23 protein-coding genes are annotated in these 20,943 nt (G+C 48.6%); 16 read left to right on the plus strand and 7 right to left on the minus strand.

The window, feature by feature from the left end:
* Positions 1-26: 26 nt before the first annotated feature.
* Complete coding sequence (locus AYY17_RS21055) at positions 27-719, plus strand: hypothetical protein (protein WP_082981273.1); 693 nt, start codon at positions 27-29, stop codon at positions 717-719.
* Positions 720-925: 206 nt separating this feature from the next.
* Positions 926-1,633, plus strand: a complete 708-nt coding sequence (locus AYY17_RS04350; protein WP_067421618.1) for a hypothetical protein — start codon at positions 926-928, stop codon at positions 1,631-1,633.
* Between the two features lie 26 nt (positions 1,634-1,659).
* Here the strand turns inward: AYY17_RS04350 and AYY17_RS04355 are convergent, their stop codons facing one another.
* A complete protein-coding gene (locus tag AYY17_RS04355) occupies positions 1,660-2,373 on the minus strand; it encodes a phospholipase D family nuclease (protein WP_235845273.1) in 714 nt (237 codons plus the stop codon).
* A gap of 250 nt (positions 2,374-2,623) precedes the next feature.
* Between AYY17_RS04355 and traA the strand changes: the two genes are divergently transcribed.
* Positions 2,624-2,959 (plus strand): TraA family conjugative transfer protein, encoded by a 336-nt coding sequence (gene traA, locus AYY17_RS04360; protein WP_067421620.1) that lies wholly within the window; start codon positions 2,624-2,626, stop codon positions 2,957-2,959.
* A 98-nt stretch (positions 2,960-3,057) separates the two neighbouring features.
* Here the strand turns inward: traA and AYY17_RS04365 are convergent, their stop codons facing one another.
* The 3 genes from AYY17_RS04365 to AYY17_RS04375 all read right to left on the minus strand — a co-directional run bounded on the left by AYY17_RS04365 (position 3,058) and on the right by AYY17_RS04375 (position 4,723).
* Complete coding sequence (locus AYY17_RS04365) at positions 3,058-3,930, minus strand: LysR family transcriptional regulator (protein WP_067421622.1); 873 nt, start codon at positions 3,928-3,930, stop codon at positions 3,058-3,060.
* A gap of 125 nt (positions 3,931-4,055) precedes the next feature.
* Positions 4,056-4,343 carry a DUF1294 domain-containing protein gene (locus AYY17_RS04370; RefSeq protein WP_067421624.1) on the minus strand — a complete coding sequence of 96 codons (288 nt, stop codon included), beginning with the start codon at positions 4,341-4,343 and terminating at the stop codon, positions 4,056-4,058.
* Entirely contained in the window at positions 4,343-4,723 is a 381-nt protein-coding gene (locus AYY17_RS04375) for a hypothetical protein (RefSeq protein WP_067421626.1), read from the minus strand. Before AYY17_RS04375 ends, AYY17_RS04370 begins: the two co-directional genes overlap by 1 nt.
* A 208-nt stretch (positions 4,724-4,931) precedes the next feature.
* Here AYY17_RS04375 and AYY17_RS04380 point away from each other — a divergent pair, with 208 nt between their 5' ends.
* Positions 4,932-6,407 carry a 3'-5' exonuclease gene (locus AYY17_RS04380; protein WP_067421628.1) on the plus strand — a complete coding sequence of 492 codons (1,476 nt, stop codon included), beginning with the start codon at positions 4,932-4,934 and terminating at the stop codon, positions 6,405-6,407.
* A 302-nt stretch (positions 6,408-6,709) separates the two neighbouring features.
* On the opposite strand, the gene AYY17_RS04385 is transcribed toward AYY17_RS04380, so the two are convergent.
* The 3 genes from AYY17_RS04385 to AYY17_RS21705 are packed head-to-tail and all read right to left on the minus strand — an operon-like array spanning position 6,710 to position 8,632.
* Complete coding sequence (locus tag AYY17_RS04385) at positions 6,710-7,042, minus strand: hypothetical protein (RefSeq protein ID WP_067421630.1); 333 nt, start codon at positions 7,040-7,042, stop codon at positions 6,710-6,712.
* A gap of 53 nt (positions 7,043-7,095) precedes the next feature.
* Positions 7,096-8,022, minus strand: coding sequence for a DsbA family protein (locus tag AYY17_RS04390; protein ID WP_235845274.1), 927 nt, complete (start codon positions 8,020-8,022; stop codon positions 7,096-7,098).
* A 34-nt stretch (positions 8,023-8,056) separates the two neighbouring features.
* A complete protein-coding gene (locus AYY17_RS21705) occupies positions 8,057-8,632 on the minus strand; it encodes a hypothetical protein (RefSeq protein WP_067421632.1) in 576 nt (191 codons plus the stop codon).
* Positions 8,633-8,779: 147 nt separating this feature from the next.
* Here AYY17_RS21705 and mobH point away from each other — a divergent pair, with 147 nt between their 5' ends.
* From mobH to AYY17_RS04455, 12 genes are all read left to right on the plus strand, one after another.
* Entirely contained in the window at positions 8,780-11,443 is a 2,664-nt protein-coding gene (gene mobH, locus AYY17_RS04400) for a MobH family relaxase (RefSeq protein ID WP_067421634.1), read from the plus strand.
* A gap of 13 nt (positions 11,444-11,456) precedes the next feature.
* The gene (gene traD / locus AYY17_RS04405) at positions 11,457-13,406 is read left to right on the plus strand and encodes a conjugative transfer system coupling protein TraD (protein ID WP_235845275.1); all 1,950 of its coding nucleotides are present in this window, start codon (positions 11,457-11,459) and stop codon (positions 13,404-13,406) included.
* Positions 13,406-13,783 carry a hypothetical protein gene (locus AYY17_RS04410; protein WP_082981274.1) on the plus strand — a complete coding sequence of 126 codons (378 nt, stop codon included), beginning with the start codon at positions 13,406-13,408 and terminating at the stop codon, positions 13,781-13,783. The genes traD and AYY17_RS04410 overlap by 1 nt, the downstream gene beginning before the upstream one ends.
* Positions 13,776-14,426, plus strand: a complete 651-nt coding sequence (locus AYY17_RS04415) for a DUF4400 domain-containing protein (RefSeq protein ID WP_067421638.1) — start codon at positions 13,776-13,778, stop codon at positions 14,424-14,426. The genes AYY17_RS04410 and AYY17_RS04415 overlap by 8 nt, the downstream gene beginning before the upstream one ends.
* A gap of 88 nt (positions 14,427-14,514) precedes the next feature.
* Positions 14,515-14,805, plus strand: a complete 291-nt coding sequence (locus AYY17_RS04420) for a hypothetical protein (protein ID WP_067421640.1) — start codon at positions 14,515-14,517, stop codon at positions 14,803-14,805.
* A complete protein-coding gene (locus AYY17_RS04425) occupies positions 14,805-15,632 on the plus strand; it encodes a DsbA family protein (RefSeq protein WP_067421641.1) in 828 nt (275 codons plus the stop codon). The genes AYY17_RS04420 and AYY17_RS04425 overlap by 1 nt, the downstream gene beginning before the upstream one ends.
* A gap of 69 nt (positions 15,633-15,701) precedes the next feature.
* Positions 15,702-15,989 carry a type IV conjugative transfer system protein TraL gene (gene traL / locus AYY17_RS04430; RefSeq protein ID WP_067421643.1) on the plus strand — a complete coding sequence of 96 codons (288 nt, stop codon included), beginning with the start codon at positions 15,702-15,704 and terminating at the stop codon, positions 15,987-15,989.
* Complete coding sequence (locus tag AYY17_RS04435) at positions 15,986-16,576, plus strand: TraE/TraK family type IV conjugative transfer system protein (RefSeq protein ID WP_067421645.1); 591 nt, start codon at positions 15,986-15,988, stop codon at positions 16,574-16,576. The genes traL and AYY17_RS04435 overlap by 4 nt, the downstream gene beginning before the upstream one ends.
* A gap of 640 nt (positions 16,577-17,216) precedes the next feature.
* Positions 17,217-17,834, plus strand: coding sequence for a hypothetical protein (locus tag AYY17_RS22765; protein WP_459562070.1), 618 nt, complete (start codon positions 17,217-17,219; stop codon positions 17,832-17,834).
* A 15-nt stretch (positions 17,835-17,849) separates the two neighbouring features.
* Positions 17,850-19,238 (plus strand): TraB/TrbI/VirB10 family type IV secretion system protein, encoded by a 1,389-nt coding sequence (locus AYY17_RS04445; protein WP_067421647.1) that lies wholly within the window; start codon positions 17,850-17,852, stop codon positions 19,236-19,238.
* Positions 19,239-19,265: 27 nt separating this feature from the next.
* Entirely contained in the window at positions 19,266-19,775 is a 510-nt protein-coding gene (traV, locus tag AYY17_RS04450) for a type IV conjugative transfer system lipoprotein TraV (protein ID WP_268872999.1), read from the plus strand.
* Between the two features lie 415 nt (positions 19,776-20,190).
* On the plus strand, positions 20,191-20,934 hold the full coding sequence (locus AYY17_RS04455) for a DsbC family protein (RefSeq protein WP_067421651.1): 744 nt from the start codon (positions 20,191-20,193) through the stop codon (positions 20,932-20,934).
* Positions 20,935-20,943 lie beyond the last annotated feature (9 nt).

A 20,943-nucleotide genomic window follows, 5' to 3' on the forward strand; every position in this document is an offset into this window, starting at 1 on the left:
TGATACGCCTTTTTATCGGAGCGAATATGATAAGCCCACTTATCGACGGGATCCGTCTCATTTCAACGAGCTATTGCATTGATATACCTCACGCACATTGGACGTCCGAACACTCCTACCTCGTGTGTCGAGCCCTTCTGCAAAGGGGGATCTTCGGTGGTAAAGCAATGCTAGGTACTCGGCTAACGCGTCATAAAGACGCTGTTAACGAGGGTGACCACGGTGTTTTCTCTGTATCTCATACGCAATATGGCTGGCTGGTGTTGGAGGATGGAACCATTCTTGATCCGGTAGGTAGCCTACAAAACACCGATGCACGAGGTGAGCCGCAATACCGCATAGAGTATGATACAGCCTGTTATATTGACGGCATCGACCCCGTAACTTGTGACCGCAGTGAATTACCGCAGCACTTCCCAGGGGATGAAATCTATCGGGTTAAGCGTGGTGTTATGCGTGAAATCTGTTCTCGTGCGCTGGGTTATACATTGCAAGTTGAAGGCCTGACAATGGCGGAAGTGGTGTATATTCTAAACCAGCCGCTGAACGTGTTTGGTGGGCACTCTCGCATGCTTTACGAGCATTTTATGGGGCTGGGTCTTAGTCGGATCATGCCTATCACAAAGGTGAATGTCATCAATCCGGCGCTGGCTAGAAAGCTCTGGCAGGCATTCTTTGTCGATACGGACGAATCCGGTCTGTATGCCATTTTAAAATAAGTCCAAAGCCACTTTAACTTAAGTGGCTATTAGTTCCCGCACTCAATTAACTCCCCCTTTATCACCACGCACCTTTTTATCAGACAATAGATGAATTGCTTACGATTGCTGTATTAGACTATTTCAAAAGTTGAATACCATGAATAATATAGTAACAATGAATTAATCAACGCAGACTTTTGTGAGTGTGCAAACAAGGAATTTGTATGCGTTTTATAACGTCGATTATCTACCTCAGTCTGGGTTTGGTTTCTTTTCCATCAATGGCAATTGATGGTATTGATGATGATGGCACGATGCCCGCCACTTATTCGGGGGATTTGTTTCAATGTCGCCTAGAGTTAATTAAGTTAATCGCCAGTAGTAACCATGCACTAATTCAATCGGAACGTGTCACTTCAGATAAGCTGGATATTTTCATCGAAAACCGCGAGGGAGATGAACTGATGATTCAGCTTTCTGATAAAAGCCAAAAACCATCCAATGAATCCCCTGGCGCAGGCCAATTGGGGTGGGTTTCATACGACCTGAAAAAAAATCGATTGCAGTCGATGAGTACAGAGGAAACTTTAACTTTCAGTCCTGCTCAAGGCCAAAGATTGCAGTCATGCCTCAGAAAAGAGGAAGAATGTCATCAAATTCTGAACACTATCCGGCTTGAAGCCTTCATCCCGCAGTCACCAAAATGGCGTGTAATCGGAAAAGGAAGAGCCTATTTTCACGCAGCTCCGACAGAGCAATGCCGTAACAATAATTGGTTTGTGGTTCCCGGCGATATTCTTCAGGTCAATGGAATGAGAGCGACAAAACCAATTGGTGGAGATAATAATGGTTGGTTATTGGTTGCGTATGGTGATGCAAATGGCTGGGTGAATATAAATAGATTGGAGCCTGTAGATGAGCCGGCGGAGTAAACGCCGGTCATCATTAAGCGGAAAACTTAATAGTTCATGACTGGCACCGTTCCATCACTCCAGCGTCGTTCCCAGTGTTCCAGGTAGACTTCCGCCACTTCTGGTAGGTTGTACAATACAATGGCATTTTCGCTGTTCCTGCTATTCGCACTGGCGCTATAGTTGAATGACCCTGTTTCTACAGTCTTCCTGTCTACCACTATAAACTTGTCGTGCATGATGGCATAGCGACCATTAGTTCGAATTGGGATCTTAGCGAGTTGCACGGTGTTCATGGCCGAAAGCGAATGCTTACTTTTGTTGCCCTTTTCATCCACCACGATTTTAACGTCTACACCGCGTTTCTTTGCTGCCACAAGCTCTTTCACGATCTCCGGAGAAGTAAAAGAGTATGCAGCCAGGCGAAGCTCTGTCTTGGCGAGGCGGATAGTATTGATGATTGCTTTCTGGGCAGAGCCTTCTGGAGAAAATCCAATGACAATTTTTGTCTCATTGTTGATCTGCGCCCCCTTCTCTGTGCGCGGATCACTTTGCTGGGTTTGAGCGTTATCACTACCCAACTTACTAAGGAGGTCGTCAAACTTAAAAGCAGAGGCACTTTGCGCTGAAAATGCGAGGGAGAAAGCCAGCGAACTGACCAATAGCGTTTTCTTCATAGTCATTGGGTCACCATTAGAGAAGTTTGTATTACCGATGACCATTACAACACAAGAAAAACCAGTGACAAAACGTTTATCCATGCGATTTGTTCACCATTTCACCCAGTACATAAAACGCACTAACATCTGTTTTTATCGACTTAATCCTACTATTTTCATATTTGCATCAAAATGTCACCTTATTTAAGCGTTCAATGAGCTTTTTTGTCCGGCTTTTTTGATGAAACAGGAATACGGTATCTGTATATTTATATCCGTTCCCTGCTGAAACCCGTTAAATAGTCAGGTGAACATCCAAAACGTAACTTTAACCAAAGAAAGGATGTTAACGATGAAAACTATCTCCGCCCGTAACCTGAAATCTGTCCTGGCTGCTTCCGCTGTTCTGGCCTTGGGCGTGACCGCCATCTACGCAAAAGGCACCGAACAAACTGGTTTCAGTGATGTGTGGAAGACCATCACTGAATACATGCAGGGCTCTCTGGGTCGCGTGCTGGTCGGTCTGATCGTAATCGTCGGTGTTGCCGCTGCGGTTGTTCGCCAGTCTCTGATGACCTTCGCTGTTGCGGTTGGTGCGGCTATCGGCCTGTACTACGCGCCAGACATCATCGACGGCATGATGACCTCCACCAGCGCTGTTACCACTGCACTGCCAGTTGGCATCTAAGTTGCCTGCTTCGGCCAGAATCAAGAAAACCCAGCTTCGGCTGGGTTTTTGTTATTTGCGTACTCTATATTAAATTCATCTCAATATAGTTATTTATGTCACTTTTGTTCGAACACCTCGGCAATAACATTGACTACGGCTCTGACTCGTGCGGTTTGTGCTGAGTCAGTATGCATGACTAGCCACACTTCGTAATTTTTCTTTCTTTTCTTTTCCGGCCACAGTCGAATCAGCTCAGGATAAAGAGTTGCCTGATAGTCAGGCAACTCACCCAAGGCCAGGCCAGAACAAATAAAAGTGGAAAGCATAAAACTGGAGTCTAGTTCGGCTGCTATTTTTGCCTCTTTACGCGACTCGCCAACGAGTGTTGCACCCTGCCTGCTAGTGATCCCCTTCTGATAGATGGCAACTTCATGACCTGCGAAGTGCGTTCCAACCACAGGCATTCCATACTTATCTAGATATTCCTGAGTAGCATATAACCCTACTTCCCATTCAGTGAGTCTTCGAACGATCAAGTCACCCTGTTCTGGTCGAAGCGTTCTTACGGCAATATCTGCTTCACGTCGCGAAAGGTCTAAAATACGGGTCGAGGTTTTGACGCTCACTCTGATGTTCGGATATTTCTCTCGCAGGATTTTCAGTGCCGGTAAAATGAAGTCCACGGCCAATGTGTCGGTTGTAGCGAGAACGACATCACCACAAAGCTCACTATTAACTCCTTCGCTCAGGCGCTTAAATGAAACTGCATCTCGCTCCATCCTCTCTGCACTATCCAGGGCATTAATTCCTGCTGGAGTGAGGATGTATCCGTCTTGAGTGCGCAAGAAAAGTTTGCAGTCCAATGTTTTTTCGAGGTTATTCAGCCGCCTAGTTACCGTAGTTTGATCCATTGTTAAACGTTGTGCAGCATCCCTTATTGCCCCAGTCCGGTATATAGCTAAAAAGACTCGGATATCATCCCAAATCATTACTCCCTCCGATGGCAATGCAAATTTGCAACTTGCACCTGCATTTTTGCATTATCCATTAAGGAGGTAAACAAAAAGGAGGCCGCTTTGTAATGGCCTCCTCTTATTTATTTGGGGGTGTCGCGTTAAATCAGCTGCCCTACCCACAAGAAATACCATAGAGAAGCGTAGCCGAGTACCCATGCCCCAACCAATGCACGAAAGCGGCGTTGGTACGCACTGCGCGTTTTATGCTTAAACATCTGCTGAGCCACAATGCAACCCGGCCAACCACCCAGAAAAGCCAACGCATCAAGTGTAAGTTCCTCGACTCGCGGGCCTCGTTCAATCGCCTGCTGCTTATCCTTACGATACACGTAAATCGAAATGAGGCTCCAAGCAGTCATCCACAGGACCGTGTATGCGTAAAACATTATTTATTCCTCTCATCTATGTGGGTAGTGAGGTAATCCCTAAGATTGGTCAGGGCCAGCGTTGTGCGGTCTTCCACTTCTTCCGCTGTATTAAAGAACTTAGCCAATTTTCGATTTGCCTTCCTGAGCGCTTTCGCTGTTTTGTCCTGCTGTGCTTGGAAAGAGTCGCTGCGCTGCCCGTCAAGGCTTTTAATGGAAAGTTCGCTTAACTGCGTTGTGGCATCTTGTACCGCCTTTTGCAATTGCTTTTTCTTTTGTGCCTGCCTGTCGGAATCACGAAGTGCTCGAGTGCTCTTCATATACAGTGCCCGCATATTTTTCACGAAGCACTCAGGGCTTATCAATTCTGCATTAAGTGGTTCTTGGTCGGAATCTTTCATTGATATTTTGCCTATTGTATCGGAGATTTCTAAACCGGTAACGACTACCGCATTTAGTATTAAAATACCCCCTAATTTATAGCTTCTATGAGACACCGAACAAACCAATTAGTCAGCTTTTTTTGTCCCCGATCTGGCCTCCTTTTCGGTGCCTTCTGTGTTGCAAAAATCGTATGATTTACGTCTATTTCAACCGACAGGAAGCCTCATGGCAGCAACTGATGAGCAACAGAAAATCATTGACTATAAGGCAGAGCCTGGGTCGATGGTTTGCGTGCAAGCCTACGCGGGGTCAGGCAAAACTTTCACACTGAAGGTCTATGCGGATACCCACAAAGACAAAAAGATGCTTTATTTGGTTTTCAACAAGTCTATCCGGGAAGAGGCCGAGAAGAAATTTCCAAAAAACGTGGACTGCAAAACCTCGCACGCACTGGCCGCTGCCCGCTTTAAGCACTATCGTCATAAGACCAAACTGAACATTCAGGTAAAGGAATATCGAGACCTGATGGGGGAAGAGGACTGGCGCGTGGTGAAGCTGGCAATTAATGGTTTGTCGCACTTTATGAACTCGGCGGACTATGAAATCAATACTTCACACGTTTTAAAGGATATTGGTAACATAGATAAAATCCCACCCTCCCGCGTGGATGCTGCTCTGCGTACCGCTCGCCGGATCTGGAAGCAACAAATTGACCAGGAGTCTGATGTTCCCTGCACGAACAACACGCTGCTGAAGCTCTACCAAATGTCGAACCCGGCTCTTGATGCAGCCTACGATATTATCCTGTTCGACGAGGCGCAGGATGCCAACCCTGTAACGCTTGATATTGTTCTCAATAACAAGTGCGCGAAATTATTTGTCGGCGATAAACACCAAATGATCAACCGGTGGAGAGGTGCTGAAAATGCTCTCGGCGTCGTAGAAGAAAAAGGCGCGTCCGTACTTAGGCTGACAAAATCCTTCCGGTTTGGTCCGATGGTTGCGGCGCTTGCCAACGTCGTGCTGTCTATGATTGGGGAAACGTACCCACTGGTCGGTCTGGGAAAATTGGATGAAGTGTGCCCTCCGGAAGAAATTGCCAAGCAAGGTTTCCATGCCGTTATCTCGCGAACTTATATGGGCGTCATCTCTTCAGCATATGAAGCAATCCTGATGGGTAAGCGCGTGATGTGGAACGGCGGTATTGGAAAGTATAACCTGGGTGAATTACTTGATCTTCATGCCATGAAGACGAGCAACTATGAGGCGATTAAAAACCCACGAGTGCTGACCGATTATGGCAACTGGGCTAACTTTCAAGAAATCGCTGAGACCACGAAAGACACCAACATGACGCGCGCTATCCGACTCATGGATAACTATGTTGATATTCCTGGCATGGTGGACACTATGAGGCTGAACGAAGCCAGAAGCCACAAAGATGCCGATCTGATTATCACCACGGCTCACACTTCGAAAGGAATGGAATGGGATAACGTTATCTTGAACGATGATTTCCCAAGCATCATTGAGGCGCTGATGATGAAGAAGTCGAAGCAGAGCATTATTGATGAGATGAACCTGCTGTATGTCGCAGTTACACGCACCCAGAGCCGTATCAACATCAACGGTTCAATGTTGGAATTGCTCGAACAGTATAATCATCGGCGTGAGCGAAACGAGTCGATTGTCATTGTGTAAAGAAGGCCCTTCAGGGGCCTTTTCTATATTCGATTCAATGATATTATCGCCTTAACAAATTTTACAAGGATGCTGTGTATGGCTAGCTGGGATGAAATGTTCAAGTCACATGAGTGGAATCATTGCTTACCATGAAGGAGCACCTGCATCGCTACACATAATAAGCATTAATAACGACCCGTTAATGGATCTCCTTTACATGAAGTTCTTTAATTCCCCTTCTTTGAGAACAAAAATCCTAAGGCATGGGATGTTATCATAAAAAAACAGCGCTAGGCTGGCTTTGATACAACAAATGGCAATCACTGGCAGGCGTAGCTCTCTTTGTCAGGACTATCATTCTTAGCCTGTGCATGTGCCGTTGTTTCCACATCCAGATTCTCGCCCGCAAATTGATTTTCCATCTTTTTGCTGAGCTCATGCAGCGACTCTTTGATATCGCATTTTTTAGCATTAAGACCATCAACCCCACGTTCCCATAACGGTTTCAACTGTTCCCCATTCTTGTCACCGCTTGCCAGGCTCTTTAATGCCTGGATCTGATCTGATTCGCTAGATTTTTCGGTGGCCTGAACCGCTGTCGAGACGCTGAGTGCAATCAGCAACGCCGGAATTAAAAATAAACTTTTTTGCATAATATTCTCTGTGCTGGATAGTAGGATTGCCCGGACAACCCGGGCTTCAGGTTTTATTTTTTAGCAGGTGCGGCAGCTGGTGCTTTTTCAGACTCGCCTTTCACCATGCGCTCAATGACTTCAACAAAGCCTGCGAACGGTCGAGCACCGACAATGCTTTCACGTTCACCCGTTTTGTTATCGATGACTAGGGTAGTCGGTGTCCCGTTTACACCATCTTTCATACCTGCATCCATATCACGCTTAATGCGCTGAATGATGTTCGGATCCTGCATACAGGTATCAAACGCGGCTTTATCCAGCTCAAACAACGCCGGGATACCTGCACTGTCTTCAAAACCTTTGCCATTGCCCTGCGTGTGTTCGAACCAGTAGTTGGTCGCACCCCAGAAGCCCTTTGGTCCCTTCTGCTCTGCCACACACTCTGCTGTCATGGCTGCTTTGGTTGCCATCGGCTCGTGGAAAGCCAGGTTGAAGTGACGCCACTCCCAGTTCACCGCACCATTGTTGGCCGTATCGACCAGATATTTCGGTGTTTTATGGAACTGCTTGCAGAACGGGCATTCCAGATCTTCGTAGTTCACCAGCGTGAAGCGTGCATCCGGGTTACCGTAAATATAGCGCCCATCTTTGTTCACACTCACCTGCTCCCAGCCTTTATAAAGCTCAGCTCGCTTCTCGGCCAGTTTATCTTCTTCCATACCTGCCAGCGCCGCTTTGACCGCTGATTTCACGTCACCACCTTCACCGCCCGCAACACCACCGGTTTTCGCTAACTGCGCAAAGTGTCCCTCAACACTTGCGTACAAGCTTTTTCCGTTGTTTTCGACCTGCACCACCTGCGCTTGAAGGCTGTTCAGTTTGGTCTTGATATCGCTCGTTTGCACGGCAGTGTAGACACTGGCACCCATTGCAACTGCAATCATCACGCCAATAGCAATAGGACCGATGATTTGAACTTTCTTGACTTGCTTGGACATCGTTTTCTTACCCCACTTAAGAATTAGTAGTCACTTAAAATTTGGTGAATTGGTTATCGACATACATTTTCAGTCGATACTGGCGCAGTTCTTCTGGCTCACCTCGGGTCAGCACGTCAATCTCATGCTGACTTAATCGGTAACCTGGTGTAGAGCAGTAACGCTCTTTAATTTGCAGGTACTCACCCCGCTTGGCGGTCTGCTTGCTGTTCGGCAGCATGAAAGAGTTTTCATCGCAGAATCTAGGTGACTGCGTAAACGTCCCGCGCGGGCCATTGGCATAGGCCGTACTGGATACGCTGGTGAGCAAAATCTGGGTATCCAGATCACGAGCAACATAGCGTTTACCTGTCTGATCATGTACCGCATACGGGCTCACCAGCGTGTGCTCATAGCCTGGATGGCGCAGTGCCGCACCGCCACGTTCTGTACTGTAGTAGGACTCTGAAAACTCATAGCCCTCTGGATAAGTCGCCTTGACCACAGTCACCTGCGTTTCATCAACGTAAGTACGTTCTGGGGCCGTTGGTTTGTCAGCGGCACACCCGGTCAAGGTGGCAATGACTAAAGTTGCCAACAAGGGCAATGCGAAACGATTACGGGTTTTCATCACTTCTTCTCCGGTTAGAAAGCATAGTCATTATCCTTTTTTTTAATTTCTCCAGTTACCGTTTTAGGCGACAAAACGGGGGCCTTTTCGTTCCAGCCTGCACCCCGTCATGGGTTATCGTACTTGCACTACAACGGAGAGCTTTAAATGCTGAAGATCATCAAAACGCTGTTTGGCAAAAAAAATGAGGAACAGGAAGAGATTAACATCCCTCTGGAGACCCTCGAAGAAATCGACTCTATGCGCGACGGCGTGGATTCAATGGTTGTGCGTGGAGACATCTTGCGTTACCCGCCTGCCGAAATTGGTTTCCCTGCACTGATTCCGGGTAACTACATTCTGCGTGAAAAACAAACTGACATGATCCAGGCCATTAAACGCGAGCTCAATATTCGTGATAGCGAATTTGACCAGTTGATGATGCCGATGCTTGATAGCTTTGCGAATTTCGTACAGCTGTTCCCCGCATCCGAACACCACCACCACCGGGCACAAAGTGGCCTGATGCGCCATTCGCTAGAAGTGTGCTTCCAGTCCATTCGTAAAGCCAAAAACATTGAATTCGATTCGATGGAAATGCCTGTGGTGAAATCTAGCCGAATGTTGGCCTGGCGTCTTGCAATTGCAACCGCTGGCCTGCTGCATGACATTGGTAAGCCATTTACCGATTACGAGGTCTGGGACAAGTCAGGTACCTATCACTGGCCTCCGGGTCGAACCCCTATTCATGAATGGGCTAAAGCCAATAAAATTGAACGTTATTTCCTAGTCTGGAAGAGCTCGCGGCACCAACAACACCACTCAAGCACCACGGCTATGATGATGATGATCATGCCGCAAATCCTGCATGAGTTCCTGCTGAGCGAAGGTAACGACATCTATAACGAGCTGACTCGGGCTATGGCAGTGAGTACCTTTAGACTGGATGCCACCGACGAAACGGCACCCGAAATGAAAAACAAGATCCTGAAGATTGTGAAGGAGTCTGACGTTATTTCTGTCCGTCACGATCTGCAACGTTACGGCGGTGACGCGGTTCGTGCAACACAGTCGGGTGTGCCTGCTGTCCAACGTATTGTGGATGCCATGCGCCACCTATTAAAGAAAGGTGTTTGGCAACCCAACAAGCCTGGTAACCCAATTTGGGTAACCACCTACGGCGTGTTTATCGTTTGGGGTACGGCAGTCAAAGACATCACCAACACCGTGAAGAAATCCGGTGCAGTGATCCCTCAATCGGCCAACAGCCTAGCTGATCTGATGATGAGCTATAAGCTGTGCATTCCGAACGTAAACAAAAACGAAGATACCGCGTATTGGCGCATTGCCCCCCACATCATGAATGACCGAGATTCGCGCAACAGCAAAGAGCCGAAAGTGGCGTTGAGTTGCCTGCGTCTTATCTCTCCGGACGTCCTGTTTGTGGACACAATGGAGCCACTGCCTATTTCCTCCCGCATTCGAATTGAGAGCGAGTGGCGTGAGTTTCAAACCAGTAAAGGGAAAAATATCCCTGTACTGAAAGAAAGCCGCCCTTACGTGGGCAATAAAGTACCGCGCGAAAACAGCATTCCGGCTGACGTCGATCCTGAAATCCTCAAGGGAGGTACACTACTGCCGGATGAGAATGACAGCCCATTGGAAAATATGTTTGGTGCCTCTAACCCTGTAACTCCGGACAACGCCCACCAGCTGCTGCATCACCTGAAACTGCTGTCTGATGCGGACTATGAAAAGGTCAATGCACGACAGGATGCGAAAGCCAAAGCCCAAGCAGAGCTGGCTAATCTAAAGCCAGGGGAAGCCTTCCAGGCTCCATCCGTACCGGTTGAGCAGAGTCAGCCTATTAAGGTGCCGGCACGCGAACCGAAAAAAAACAAGGTTGAACCGCAACAGCTGAGCCTCAAAGACGTATTGAGCAAGCAAGGTTCTGATGACGAAACTCCGTCCCCAATTACAACGATGGTGCATTATCAAGAGCCTGAGTTTGACCGTGAAACGCTATCTTTATGGGAGACCCTGAAGTACCACGCAGTCACGGATGACTATCAGAATGACGAGCGCAACTTAATGGAAGCCAAACCGGATATTGATCCGATGGCCGAAGCGCGCGCTCAAATCCAACGTGTTCAGGATGAAGTGGATAACGGCAATTTTGAACCGGCTCAGGATAACGATTTTGGCTACGACAAGAACAACGCGGCTGCATTCGGTGTCGAGCAGTTGACCTCTTTGCATCAAGATCAGAGCCCAATTTTCCGTAGCGCGCCCGATCTCGCCAAGGACAAACTGGCCTCCTATGTTGCAGCAAACTCTTCAAGCCTTTTCCATGAAAGCGGCCACTGCTGCATTATTCTTGAAAACGGGGTTGAAGACTCCCTCTTTGAGCCAATGCGGGATGCAGACTGGATCTGGTATCCGTTTATGGAAGCCCCTTGTGAGTATTACACCCACCGTTCACAAATGTGTTTCTACCTGCGTAAAGAGCTTAACGCTGACATCGACCAGCTTTCTGGTAACCGCTATCGCTCAAATCTGAGTCCGTTCGATTTGTCAGACGTCAGTGTCGATATGACAGAAGTCTATCGCGCCATCGCTACCAAGGGGGCCAATAAAGCCGCATTCAATGGTGACCCAGTAATCGCCTTGTCCTCACTGCAAAAGCGACGTATCGCGCAGGACCTAAATATTAACGCCAATCAGTTTCAGCAAGTGCTGATTGATAATTTCGACTATGTGACACGTACCGGTGTCGATTACATCCTCGTGAACAGCAACATTCAAAATTTCATGGTGAACGATAATGAGTGAGTGGAGTTATAACATGCGTTGGCGTCCCAACTTTGAGGCGCTGGAAATCGCCGGTTGGGGTGTGGGGATTGCTGCCTCACTGGCAGTCAACGCTGCATTCAATATGCCTTCTGTACCATGCTACTTAGCGGTTGCGGTTCAAGCAGCCTATGCAGTTCGCTCCGTGCCTTCTGCGTGGGATATTTACAAACACAAGAGTCGCTTGAAGCGCAAGCCTAACGTCCTGAAAATGGATCTCGAAGCCGTTATCGACGTAATGATGAAGTTTCCCGATTGCTATCTGCTGGGACGCGGATTTGAGTGGCGTCAACCCGAAGGCCAGTTAGCTTCCGAACTCGTCAAGCGCGACCTTAAAAAGTTCGTGAGCAAAGTGCCTGAAAACTTCATGGGCCTTGGCTGGATACATGCGCTGGGCGAATCTGAAGAATGGATCCGTGTTGCTGAAGACCTGTTGTCATTGCACACTCTGGTGACCGGGACAACTGGCTCTGGTAAAACAACCTATTATAAGTTGCTTATCCTTCAGGCAGCGCTCAAGAAGCAACCCCTCATCCTCATCGATCCGAAAAACGATGAAGAGTTGGCTGACTGGATGAACATGTGCCTACGGCTGGTGAACCGGGAAGATAAATTCAACTATATGTCACTGGCGCACCCCGAGAAATCCGCCCGTATTTCACCTATCACGAACTACACCCGCGCCGGGGAAGTGGCGAACCGCATAACCTCCGTCATTCAGCGCGCCGATGGCACCAGTGATCCCTTCGTGTCATTCGGTATCATGTCCTTGACCACGGTTGTTGAGCTGATGAAAGTCTGCGAAATAAAGCCAACGCTCAAGAACGTGAAAACCCAGTTGGGATCTGACGTTTCTTCCCTGGCCGATCTCATCATTAAGTCAGTGACCAAAATTGGCCGTCAGGTGTTGGGCGAGGATGATTTTGACCGAATCTTCGCCATGCGCATGGATCGCTATGCAAACAAGGCGAAGGGGCCAAAGGAAATCGCCGATATCTGTGCGGAAATCTACCGCAACGATATCAAGGCAAACCGCAGTTTTCCCAGCATTGAAGCCGGTCTGGATATGCTCGGTCACCAACGAGAGCACTTCCAGAAGATGATCTTGAACGTTATGCCTATCCTGAGTCAGCTGACTCAGGGTTTTATGGCCGAATTGCTTTCCCCGGACAGTGATGACGAGTCACAACTGAATGACTTCCGCCCTATCTCCAACGTGCGAGACATCATCACGACTGGCGGCATGCTGTACATGGGGCTGGATTCCTTGGCGGATGGTGAAACTGGTTCGGCAGTGGGTTCCATCTTTTTGTCTGACATCACCAGTGTGTCGGCGGACGTGTACAACTTCATGAAGCCCCGAGGCGATGACCTGGCTCCAGTAATGGTGCTGATCGACGAGGCCGCTGAAGTTATCAACGATCAGGTGATCAAGATGCTGAACAAAACCCGTGGTGCGGGCTTCCGCCTCTTCATCTCATCTCAGTCCACCAGCGACTTTGAAGCACGCCTGGGCTCTGAAGCGAAGATGAAACAAATCATCACCAATACCAACCACTTTACCGCGTTGCGTACACCGGATCCCGATGCACAAGAAGCGGTAATGAAGCGTGTGCCGATGACTAAGTTCAAATACGTGATGCGCGGACACGGGTCTAGCGCGGGTGCTGACCCGGAGATGATCACCGGCTCGGTCAGTGAGCGCATCATGGAAGAGGAAGGTGAGCTGTTCCCATCCCCATTGTTGGGCTGGCTACCGAACCTTGAATTCATGGCAATTAATCAGGCGAACAAAATCGTCAAAGGTAAGGTGCCGATTATCATTTCACCTAAGGGGGATAAGGCCTTCAATCAGGCCAGCAAGAAGGCCTTGAAATTCCTGAAGCTATACGAGAAAAAAGTCCGAGGTGAAAAGTCGCGTATTCGTGTTGGGGGTAAAAAGTGATGAACAAGATGAAAACCTATTTTTTGCGAAAGGAAGACTGCAACGCATATGACAGTTTAACACTGATCTGGCCGTGTGTAGAGCCGATCACCCAAACACTCATTTCATTGTTGCCGAGTGACCTGACAAAAGGACGGGTGGCGGATGCCGTGCAATCTTCGGTCTCTGCTTATAACCAACAGACCGATTGCCCACTGAATGATTGGGAGCGTCTAGCGGTTTACTTCATTATGCTGGCAAATTTCGTCACCGAACATCTCGGCGGGAAAATGGGGTTCTCAGAGCTGGCGACAACCAGCAAGCTGCCCCGCAGGCTGAACAGCGAGCTCATTAATGCGGTGGCGGACAAACTCGCATTAAGGATTTTACATGCTTGACCAATTGACTGAAGAAAAGTGGCCCCAGACGATAAAGATGATCATCATCTTCAGTACGGCGGTACTGTTTGTTATTTCCATGTTCTTCCCGGCCTCGTATTTTTACGAGAACGTGAAGAAAGAAGTTGCCTGGGGCCAGCGACTGATCGGTGATTCGGACTTCACACCAGTGATATCGGACGTTAACCAGAACTACCGCTCGTTTTTTGTCGATACCGGTGTGGATGGTTTTTTGAGGGATTTCTATGAACTTGATGCGAATGATATGGCAAACAAAGGTGGGCCCCTTTATCTGTTCGCGTCTATCTTTCGTAACATGGCCGAAAACCTAAATTACTGGTTTTATATGATCGTATATCGCTTAACACTAAATATCTACTGGATGCCGTATATGCTGGTGGTCACGCTGCCCTCCATCTTTGCCGGTATCATGCGATGGAATGCCAAGCGATACACCTTTGCCTATTCATCTCCTTTCCTTAACCGCCGCAGCATGGTGCTGATCGGTTGGGGGGTTTACAGTATCTTGCTGTCTCTGTTCGTCCCCCTTCCAGTACCGCCAATGATAGGGGCGCTCATCATGATTGTGATGATCCCGATAGGCAGTTCGCTGCTCATTAGTAACCTGCCAAAACGCATCTAAATTCCTACCCCGAAAAGCGCCGCGTTTTGCGGTGCTTTTCATTATCCGCACCAAAACCTGAATGGTAAATTATCCCCCGAGGTGAACTATGTCTGAAATGAAGCACATTGTGTTATCCGGCGTCTTATGTCTCGGCTTTGCTGCCAGTTTATGTGCCGCTGTTGTTCTTACAAACAAGACCGAACGTATTGCGGTCATCGCGAAACACATTCAGAAGACGGACTACCTGACAGACCAGTCGGTAATGGATAAAGAAATGGCTGAGATTTTACTGCCGCGAATGCAGGCTCAGCATAACGATATGAAAAAACGCGGTGAATTGAAAAAGCCTGACATGGTTTTCGTTCCCGAACAGTTACAACAATCCCGAGGTTACTAATGGCTAAGCGAAATGGTTTGAAATGGCTTCTTTACGGTATTCCTTTGGCCGTCATGATGGCTACGTCCGGCTATGCCGTTTGCCAGCTGAATAAGCAGTCACGCATGCTCAATGACCTGGCTGTCGTTGCAGACAGCAACAGCGGTGTTATTAGTAATCGCGCGGATCTGGAATCAGCGTTTGACAGATACATCGCGGCTTCTGGTCTAAAGGTCTCTCAACAGGTTAAAACAGACAACACAATCGGATTTAGCACAGGTGATAAGCCTTCTAAATCCTATGCGCCGTCTACGGATAGTGAGCGTATCTACGGCAACCCAGACGCTCAATTTTACGTCATTGAGTATTCAGATTTTGAGTGCCCGTACTGCAAAACCCATTTCCCACAGATGATGGATCTGGTGGATTCTTCATCCGGCAATATTGCAATGGTGTTCAAACACGTCCCAGTACACGGACAGTCATCTCGCACTGAGTCACTCGCCTCTGAGTGTGCCGCTGAGCAAGGTGGTAACCCCGCGTTCTACAAAATGGCGCGTGCAATTTTCGCTGACACCCGCTCTGACGGTCATGGCCTGGCAACCCCTCTCGATAAATTGGCGGAGAACAACGGCCTTGATGGTCAGCGCATTATTGAGTGTGTGAACGCCGCGCGCCCTAGCGCCAAAATCGCGGAAGACGTCAAAGAAGCTGCGCGTCTCAACATCCAACAAACGCCCGCAAATATCGTGGTGCATGGCGATAAGTCGGCAATGGTTCAAGGCTCCGTTAACGGAACCGGCTTGATGCAGATGATGGCGCAATTAGCCCAAGGGGGTGAGAAGTAAAAAAGTTTGCGTGCAGTGTTATAGCACCCGAAGGGGTTCGGGTATTTCGTTTCATAATTGGGGGTAAGAATGAGTGAGCCTGTCTACATCTCGCATTCTGTCGATGATCCACCGAAGTTCTTCTTCTGGAGCGTTGATGAAGCGATGCCATTTTTTGTTTTCCTGGGGATCGGCGTCTTCACCGGTCGTCTCTTCACGATGTCACTCATCGGTATCGTGATCACCCGTTTTTACGGCAGCTTCCTGCAAAAGGCATCAGAAAAATACTTTTTGCACCTGTGTTACTGGAAGTTCGGTGTTTCCTTCGGGAAAAGCACCATTGTACCTAACGCATTCGACCGGGAATTTATTGTATGAAGAGCCAAGACTTCAAAAAAGGTTTACTGAACATGAAGGGCGAAAACACCACGCTGAAGCTGGTGTTGGTTGTCTCCATTATGTGTATCGGCATTCTCTCCACCACGCTGATGAACCGTTCACAGATCGTAACTATCGTTCCACCTAACTTAACTGAGACTACTTGGTTAGATGAGAAGACGGCTGGTCAGCCTTATATGCAAGCGTGGGCAATCTACCTGGCTAACTCAATGGGTAACGCAACCCCAGACTCCGTGGACATGCTGAAGAAGTCTATCGGGCCATTTCTGGATGCGGGCATTTACTCGCAGGTCATGAAGCGTATTGACGACCAGATTGATCAGATCAAACGTGACCGTATCAGTCTGAGCTTCACGCCAACCCGTGTATATCACGACCCAAAAGCTCCCGGCACTTATTTTGTTGAAGGCAGTCAGGGTCTTGAAGGGATCACGGGTAATCCCATCGTTAAATCCGTTACGTTCCAGATGTCGATTGATGTGAAAGGTTACCGCCCGGTGCTGACCTTCATCAACATCAAGCAAGGTAAAGCTGAACTACCGAGCGACAAAAAAGGCGACAAATAAATCTGGGGAGACCCAAACTCCTAAATTTCGTCACCCGCTTCGTGCGGGTTATAAACAAATTGAGCGCTTTTACGAATAAGTGAAAGCTTGGTAAACAAAGTGAACAGCATTAACAAAACCGTCGCGGTAACTTCCTGTGTATTGCGTCCGTCACTGTTCGGGGGAACAAATGTTGAATAGTAAACACGTAAAAATTTTGGCGCTGTTAATCACGTCAATCACTGCCGGACCATCCATTGCGAATGGTCTTAACGTAAAAAGCAATACACTGTCAGTTGATAACGGCGTTGTGCTTCAACGCTCTGGAGACTCTGCGTCTGAAGAGCCTGTGGTCGTAGCTTCGTCAAAAGGTAACCATACCGCTACGGCGGGCGCATCTACGAATACCAGCTCCAGCGACAACCCAGCTGTGGACGGTATCAACGTCCAGCCTGTGCCAAACTCCATTGTTCAGCCTGTTCGTTTAACGGATGATGTCATTCCCTCTCGTCAGGACCTGATCGTTGAGCCCGGCGTAAATACCCTGATCCCGATTTCAATCGGCCAGCTTAACCGCATCGTTACCCCATTTGAGCGCCCGACTGTTCAACGTTTGCAATTGTCTGACGTGAAGGTGAGCGTGCAAGGTAACGTGATTTACGTGTCCACGAGCTCCACCAATCCGGTTGCGCTGTACATCAGCGAGAAAGGCGATGAAAGCGTCGCACTGTCTTTATCTCTGGTTCCTCAGAAGATAGCACCCGTACAAGCCTCGTTAATGCTCTCCCGTAAAGTGGGTAATTCACCAGCAGCGTCTGTTTACACGCAGTCAGCAGGCAATGTGATGTACGGCGGTAACGAAACGAAAGCCCGTAAATGGGAACAGAAAGATAATTACGTCGAAACTATCCGCAACATTCTGCGTGCAGTCGCGCTGGGTGATATCCCTCCGGGCTATGCAATGGGTAGCTTAGGTCGGGGTAATAGTGTTCCGAACTGTAATTTCAGCACAGGCACTGCGCAGGACGATATCAAATACAGCTTCGCAGGTGGTCAGTACATCCAGGGCAGTCAGTTCAGTGTCATTGTGGGTGTAGCCCAAAATACCGGCGCATCTACCATCACGGTAGATGAATCCCTGTGTACTCACCCTAACCTCGCAGCGCGCGCCTGTGGAGTCGTAACACGCTTCAACCAGGTCAAAAGACTGAAGCGTACTTTGTCATTCGCAATCAGTCTCAGCAGGCGCAAGTCGATGATTCTGTCCGTCCAAAATTAGCGGAGTAATACGACGATGAGTAAAATTAAAGAACGCTGGGAAACTCTGGACGCCAAGAAGAAACGCCTTTTTGTTTGGGGTGGTACGTTGGTGGTGCTGATCCCGTCCATACTGATGTTGATGCCTGAATCACGAAAACCAGCATCACGGGGACCTTCAGAGCAAATCATTTCCAGCGTGCTGACTGATTCCGATACCCAGGGCGTAAGCCAGAACGCAATTGCTGCACGTCTGCGCGCTTTGGGTGAGTCCATTGAAAAGCAAAACACCAATATCACGGACTTAAAAAAGTCCCTCAACGTGGAAGAGATCAACAAACGGCTGATCACCATTGAGCAGCAGCAAAGATCTGACCGCATTGAACAGGAAAAACTGAAAAAGCGCGTCGAATCGGCAGCAACTGTTATGCCATACACTAAGTCTGTTCGTTCAAAAGACATCTATAATGGAGGCAAAGATGCCAAGCAAGGTGTGGAGAAGTTAACGCCAGACAGTGTTCATGATGAACTGAATAACAACGATACCCTTCAGCGTGTGTATGAGAACTCCCAGCAACCTAATCCGGCCGACTTCGGCTTGGATACGGATGCTAAGGGCAAGGACGGCAAAAAAGTCGCCCCTGCCACTCCGGATATTGTCTCTGTGCATGAAGACATTAAAGAGGTTGCAGCCGCAGACCCTGATGATGACCCATCCTTCCAGACTTACCTCCCAGCGACTTCAATCCTGAGCGGTGTGTTTATTTCTGGTATGGATGCACCCACATCACAGAACGCACGTAAAGACCCATACCCGGCGCTGATCCGTATTAAGAAAGATGCCATTCTGCCTAACCGTTTCCGAGCTGACGTGCGTGAGTGTGGCATGTTGGCCGCTGGCTTTGGTGAGCTGTCGTCTGAACGAGGCTACTTCCGTTCTGAGGTGATCACCTGCATCCGTGATGACGGTGCTGTGTTCGAATCACCGATTGATGCCTATGCGGTGGGTGAAGACGGCAAAGCTGGTGTGCGTGGTCGTCTGGTGACCAAGCAAGGCCAGTATCTGGCTAAAGCACTGACCGCGGGCTTCCTGCAAGCAGCATCCTCTTTGTTCAGTGTTCAAAGCATTCCAACCATCAACGTCACGCGTGACAACAACAGCAGTAAGAAAAATAACACACCTTATGAGCAGGTAATGAGCAGTGAGGCGCTTCAAGGTGCAGCCATTGCCGGTGTAGGTGGTGCGTTAGACCGCCTGGCTGATTTTTACATGAACATGGCGGGTGACCTGTTCCCAGTGATCGAAATCGATCCGGGCCGCAGTGTCGATTTTATCGTTCAAAAAGGCGTGACACTGAAATTTACTCGCGTCAAGCCTAACGGCAAGGCAACACCAACAACTTTCAATTCCAACGGGGCTAACTAATTATGTGGAAAAAAACGTCTTTTAATAATCTGTGTCGCTACGGCGGGTCTCGCTGCATTGTCAGGCTGTTCGCTGGTGGATGGTAATTCAGAATATGGCTGTAAGGGGATGCCCAATGCGGTGACGTGTATGAACATCCGTGACATCCATCAGCTGACCGATGGTGATGACTACCAAGACCGTATTGATGAAGTGTCGGAACAGCAACTGTCGGGTAAACCTGTGGACCTGAAACGAAACGGTACCTCAAGTAGCGTTAGTGCAGGTGGCGTAGCAACGGGTGGCCGTTATGTGCCGGTACCGGCTGCAACGGCAAACCCTCAGCCGATCCGTACTCAGGCGCAAGTGATGCGTGTTCTGGTTGACCCCTACGAGTCCGCAGATGGTGACTTGAACGTGCCGGGTTACGTGTACACCGAGATTGAGCCGCGTCGTTGGGAAGTTGGAGCCTCTCATGCCGCAACCCGAAGTGCGGCAATCCGCCCAATGAGTACCACGCCAGCGGCGGTGTCTAGTCCGCAAGCACCTAACAAATAATGCTGACGCTGAAATTAATGCAAACTGAATGATTTAATATTCCCCCTTAAATACAGCCGGTTGCATTATGAAAGCCGCCTAGCGCGGCTTTCTTTCGTTCTGGGTCTCATTGCTATTTATAGAGTTTGAGATTAATATTATCGACGCATGGTAACCATACCGCATTTTGCCAATACTGACATTCAATGCATGACTTACCCCCGCGTTGGATAACCCCACTCAGACATTTTGGTAAATGGATTCATGCGCAAGGCCGTTCTCCCTCGAACGGCCTTACCTTTTTCTGTCCTCTGAAAAAAACATCCCAAGCGCCCAACCCTTCCCAACCCGTTTTCTACCTCGTTTTGCTGGCCTTTTCGCTGTCAATCAACCTACGCACCGTTGAAAATGTAGCCTCATTCACAGGAGCACACCAATGAAGCTACGTAAGAAAGTATTATCCCTGATTTTGTCCGCCAGCTTTGCCGCTTCTGCTTTTGCAGGTGCTGACGTGAGCGCTGATACCGTGTTTAACAATAAAGCCTTCATGAATGCACCAAAGGACAGCAAGGACGTCAAGCGATTCGTTGTGCCAACCAATGGTATCATTGCTTTGGAGGTTGACGGTAAGGTCAATCTACTGTCATCAAATGGTCGCTACCTGTTTAAAGGCACCATGTATGACACCTGGGCCAAGAAAGACCTGACCACGATTGACGACATCACCAAGTACGCCAGCATCATTCCGATTAAAGAGCTAAAGCTAAACATCGCTGATCTGCAACCGGCTGTCTGGGGGAATGGGCCGAAAAAAGCCATTTTGTTCACCGACCCGAACTGCACGCATTGTGCCGCTGCCCTTAATCAACTTGCCGATCTCGACCCGCATGAGTACACGGTAAACGTGCTTTCACTGGGTGCCCTAGGCGAACCAAGTCAAATCCGCAACAAAGAGCTGTACTGCGCCTCCGATCGCTATCGTGCCGATCGTGCAATCATTGCGCATGAGAAAACCAAGTTTGACCAAGTCAAAGACTGCGACTTACAAGCACTGGCGAGACGCACGATCACCGCTCAGGTGTTGGGTGTGAGCATGGTGCCATTCATTATTCGTGACGACGGTGTTTTCAGTATCGGTGCACCAAAACAAGGTCTCAAAGCCTTCCTGGCTGGTCAATAAGTTCTTCTT

This window comes from Morganella psychrotolerans, assembly GCF_001676055.1.
GTDB lineage: Bacteria > Pseudomonadota > Gammaproteobacteria > Enterobacterales > Enterobacteriaceae > Morganella > Morganella psychrotolerans_B.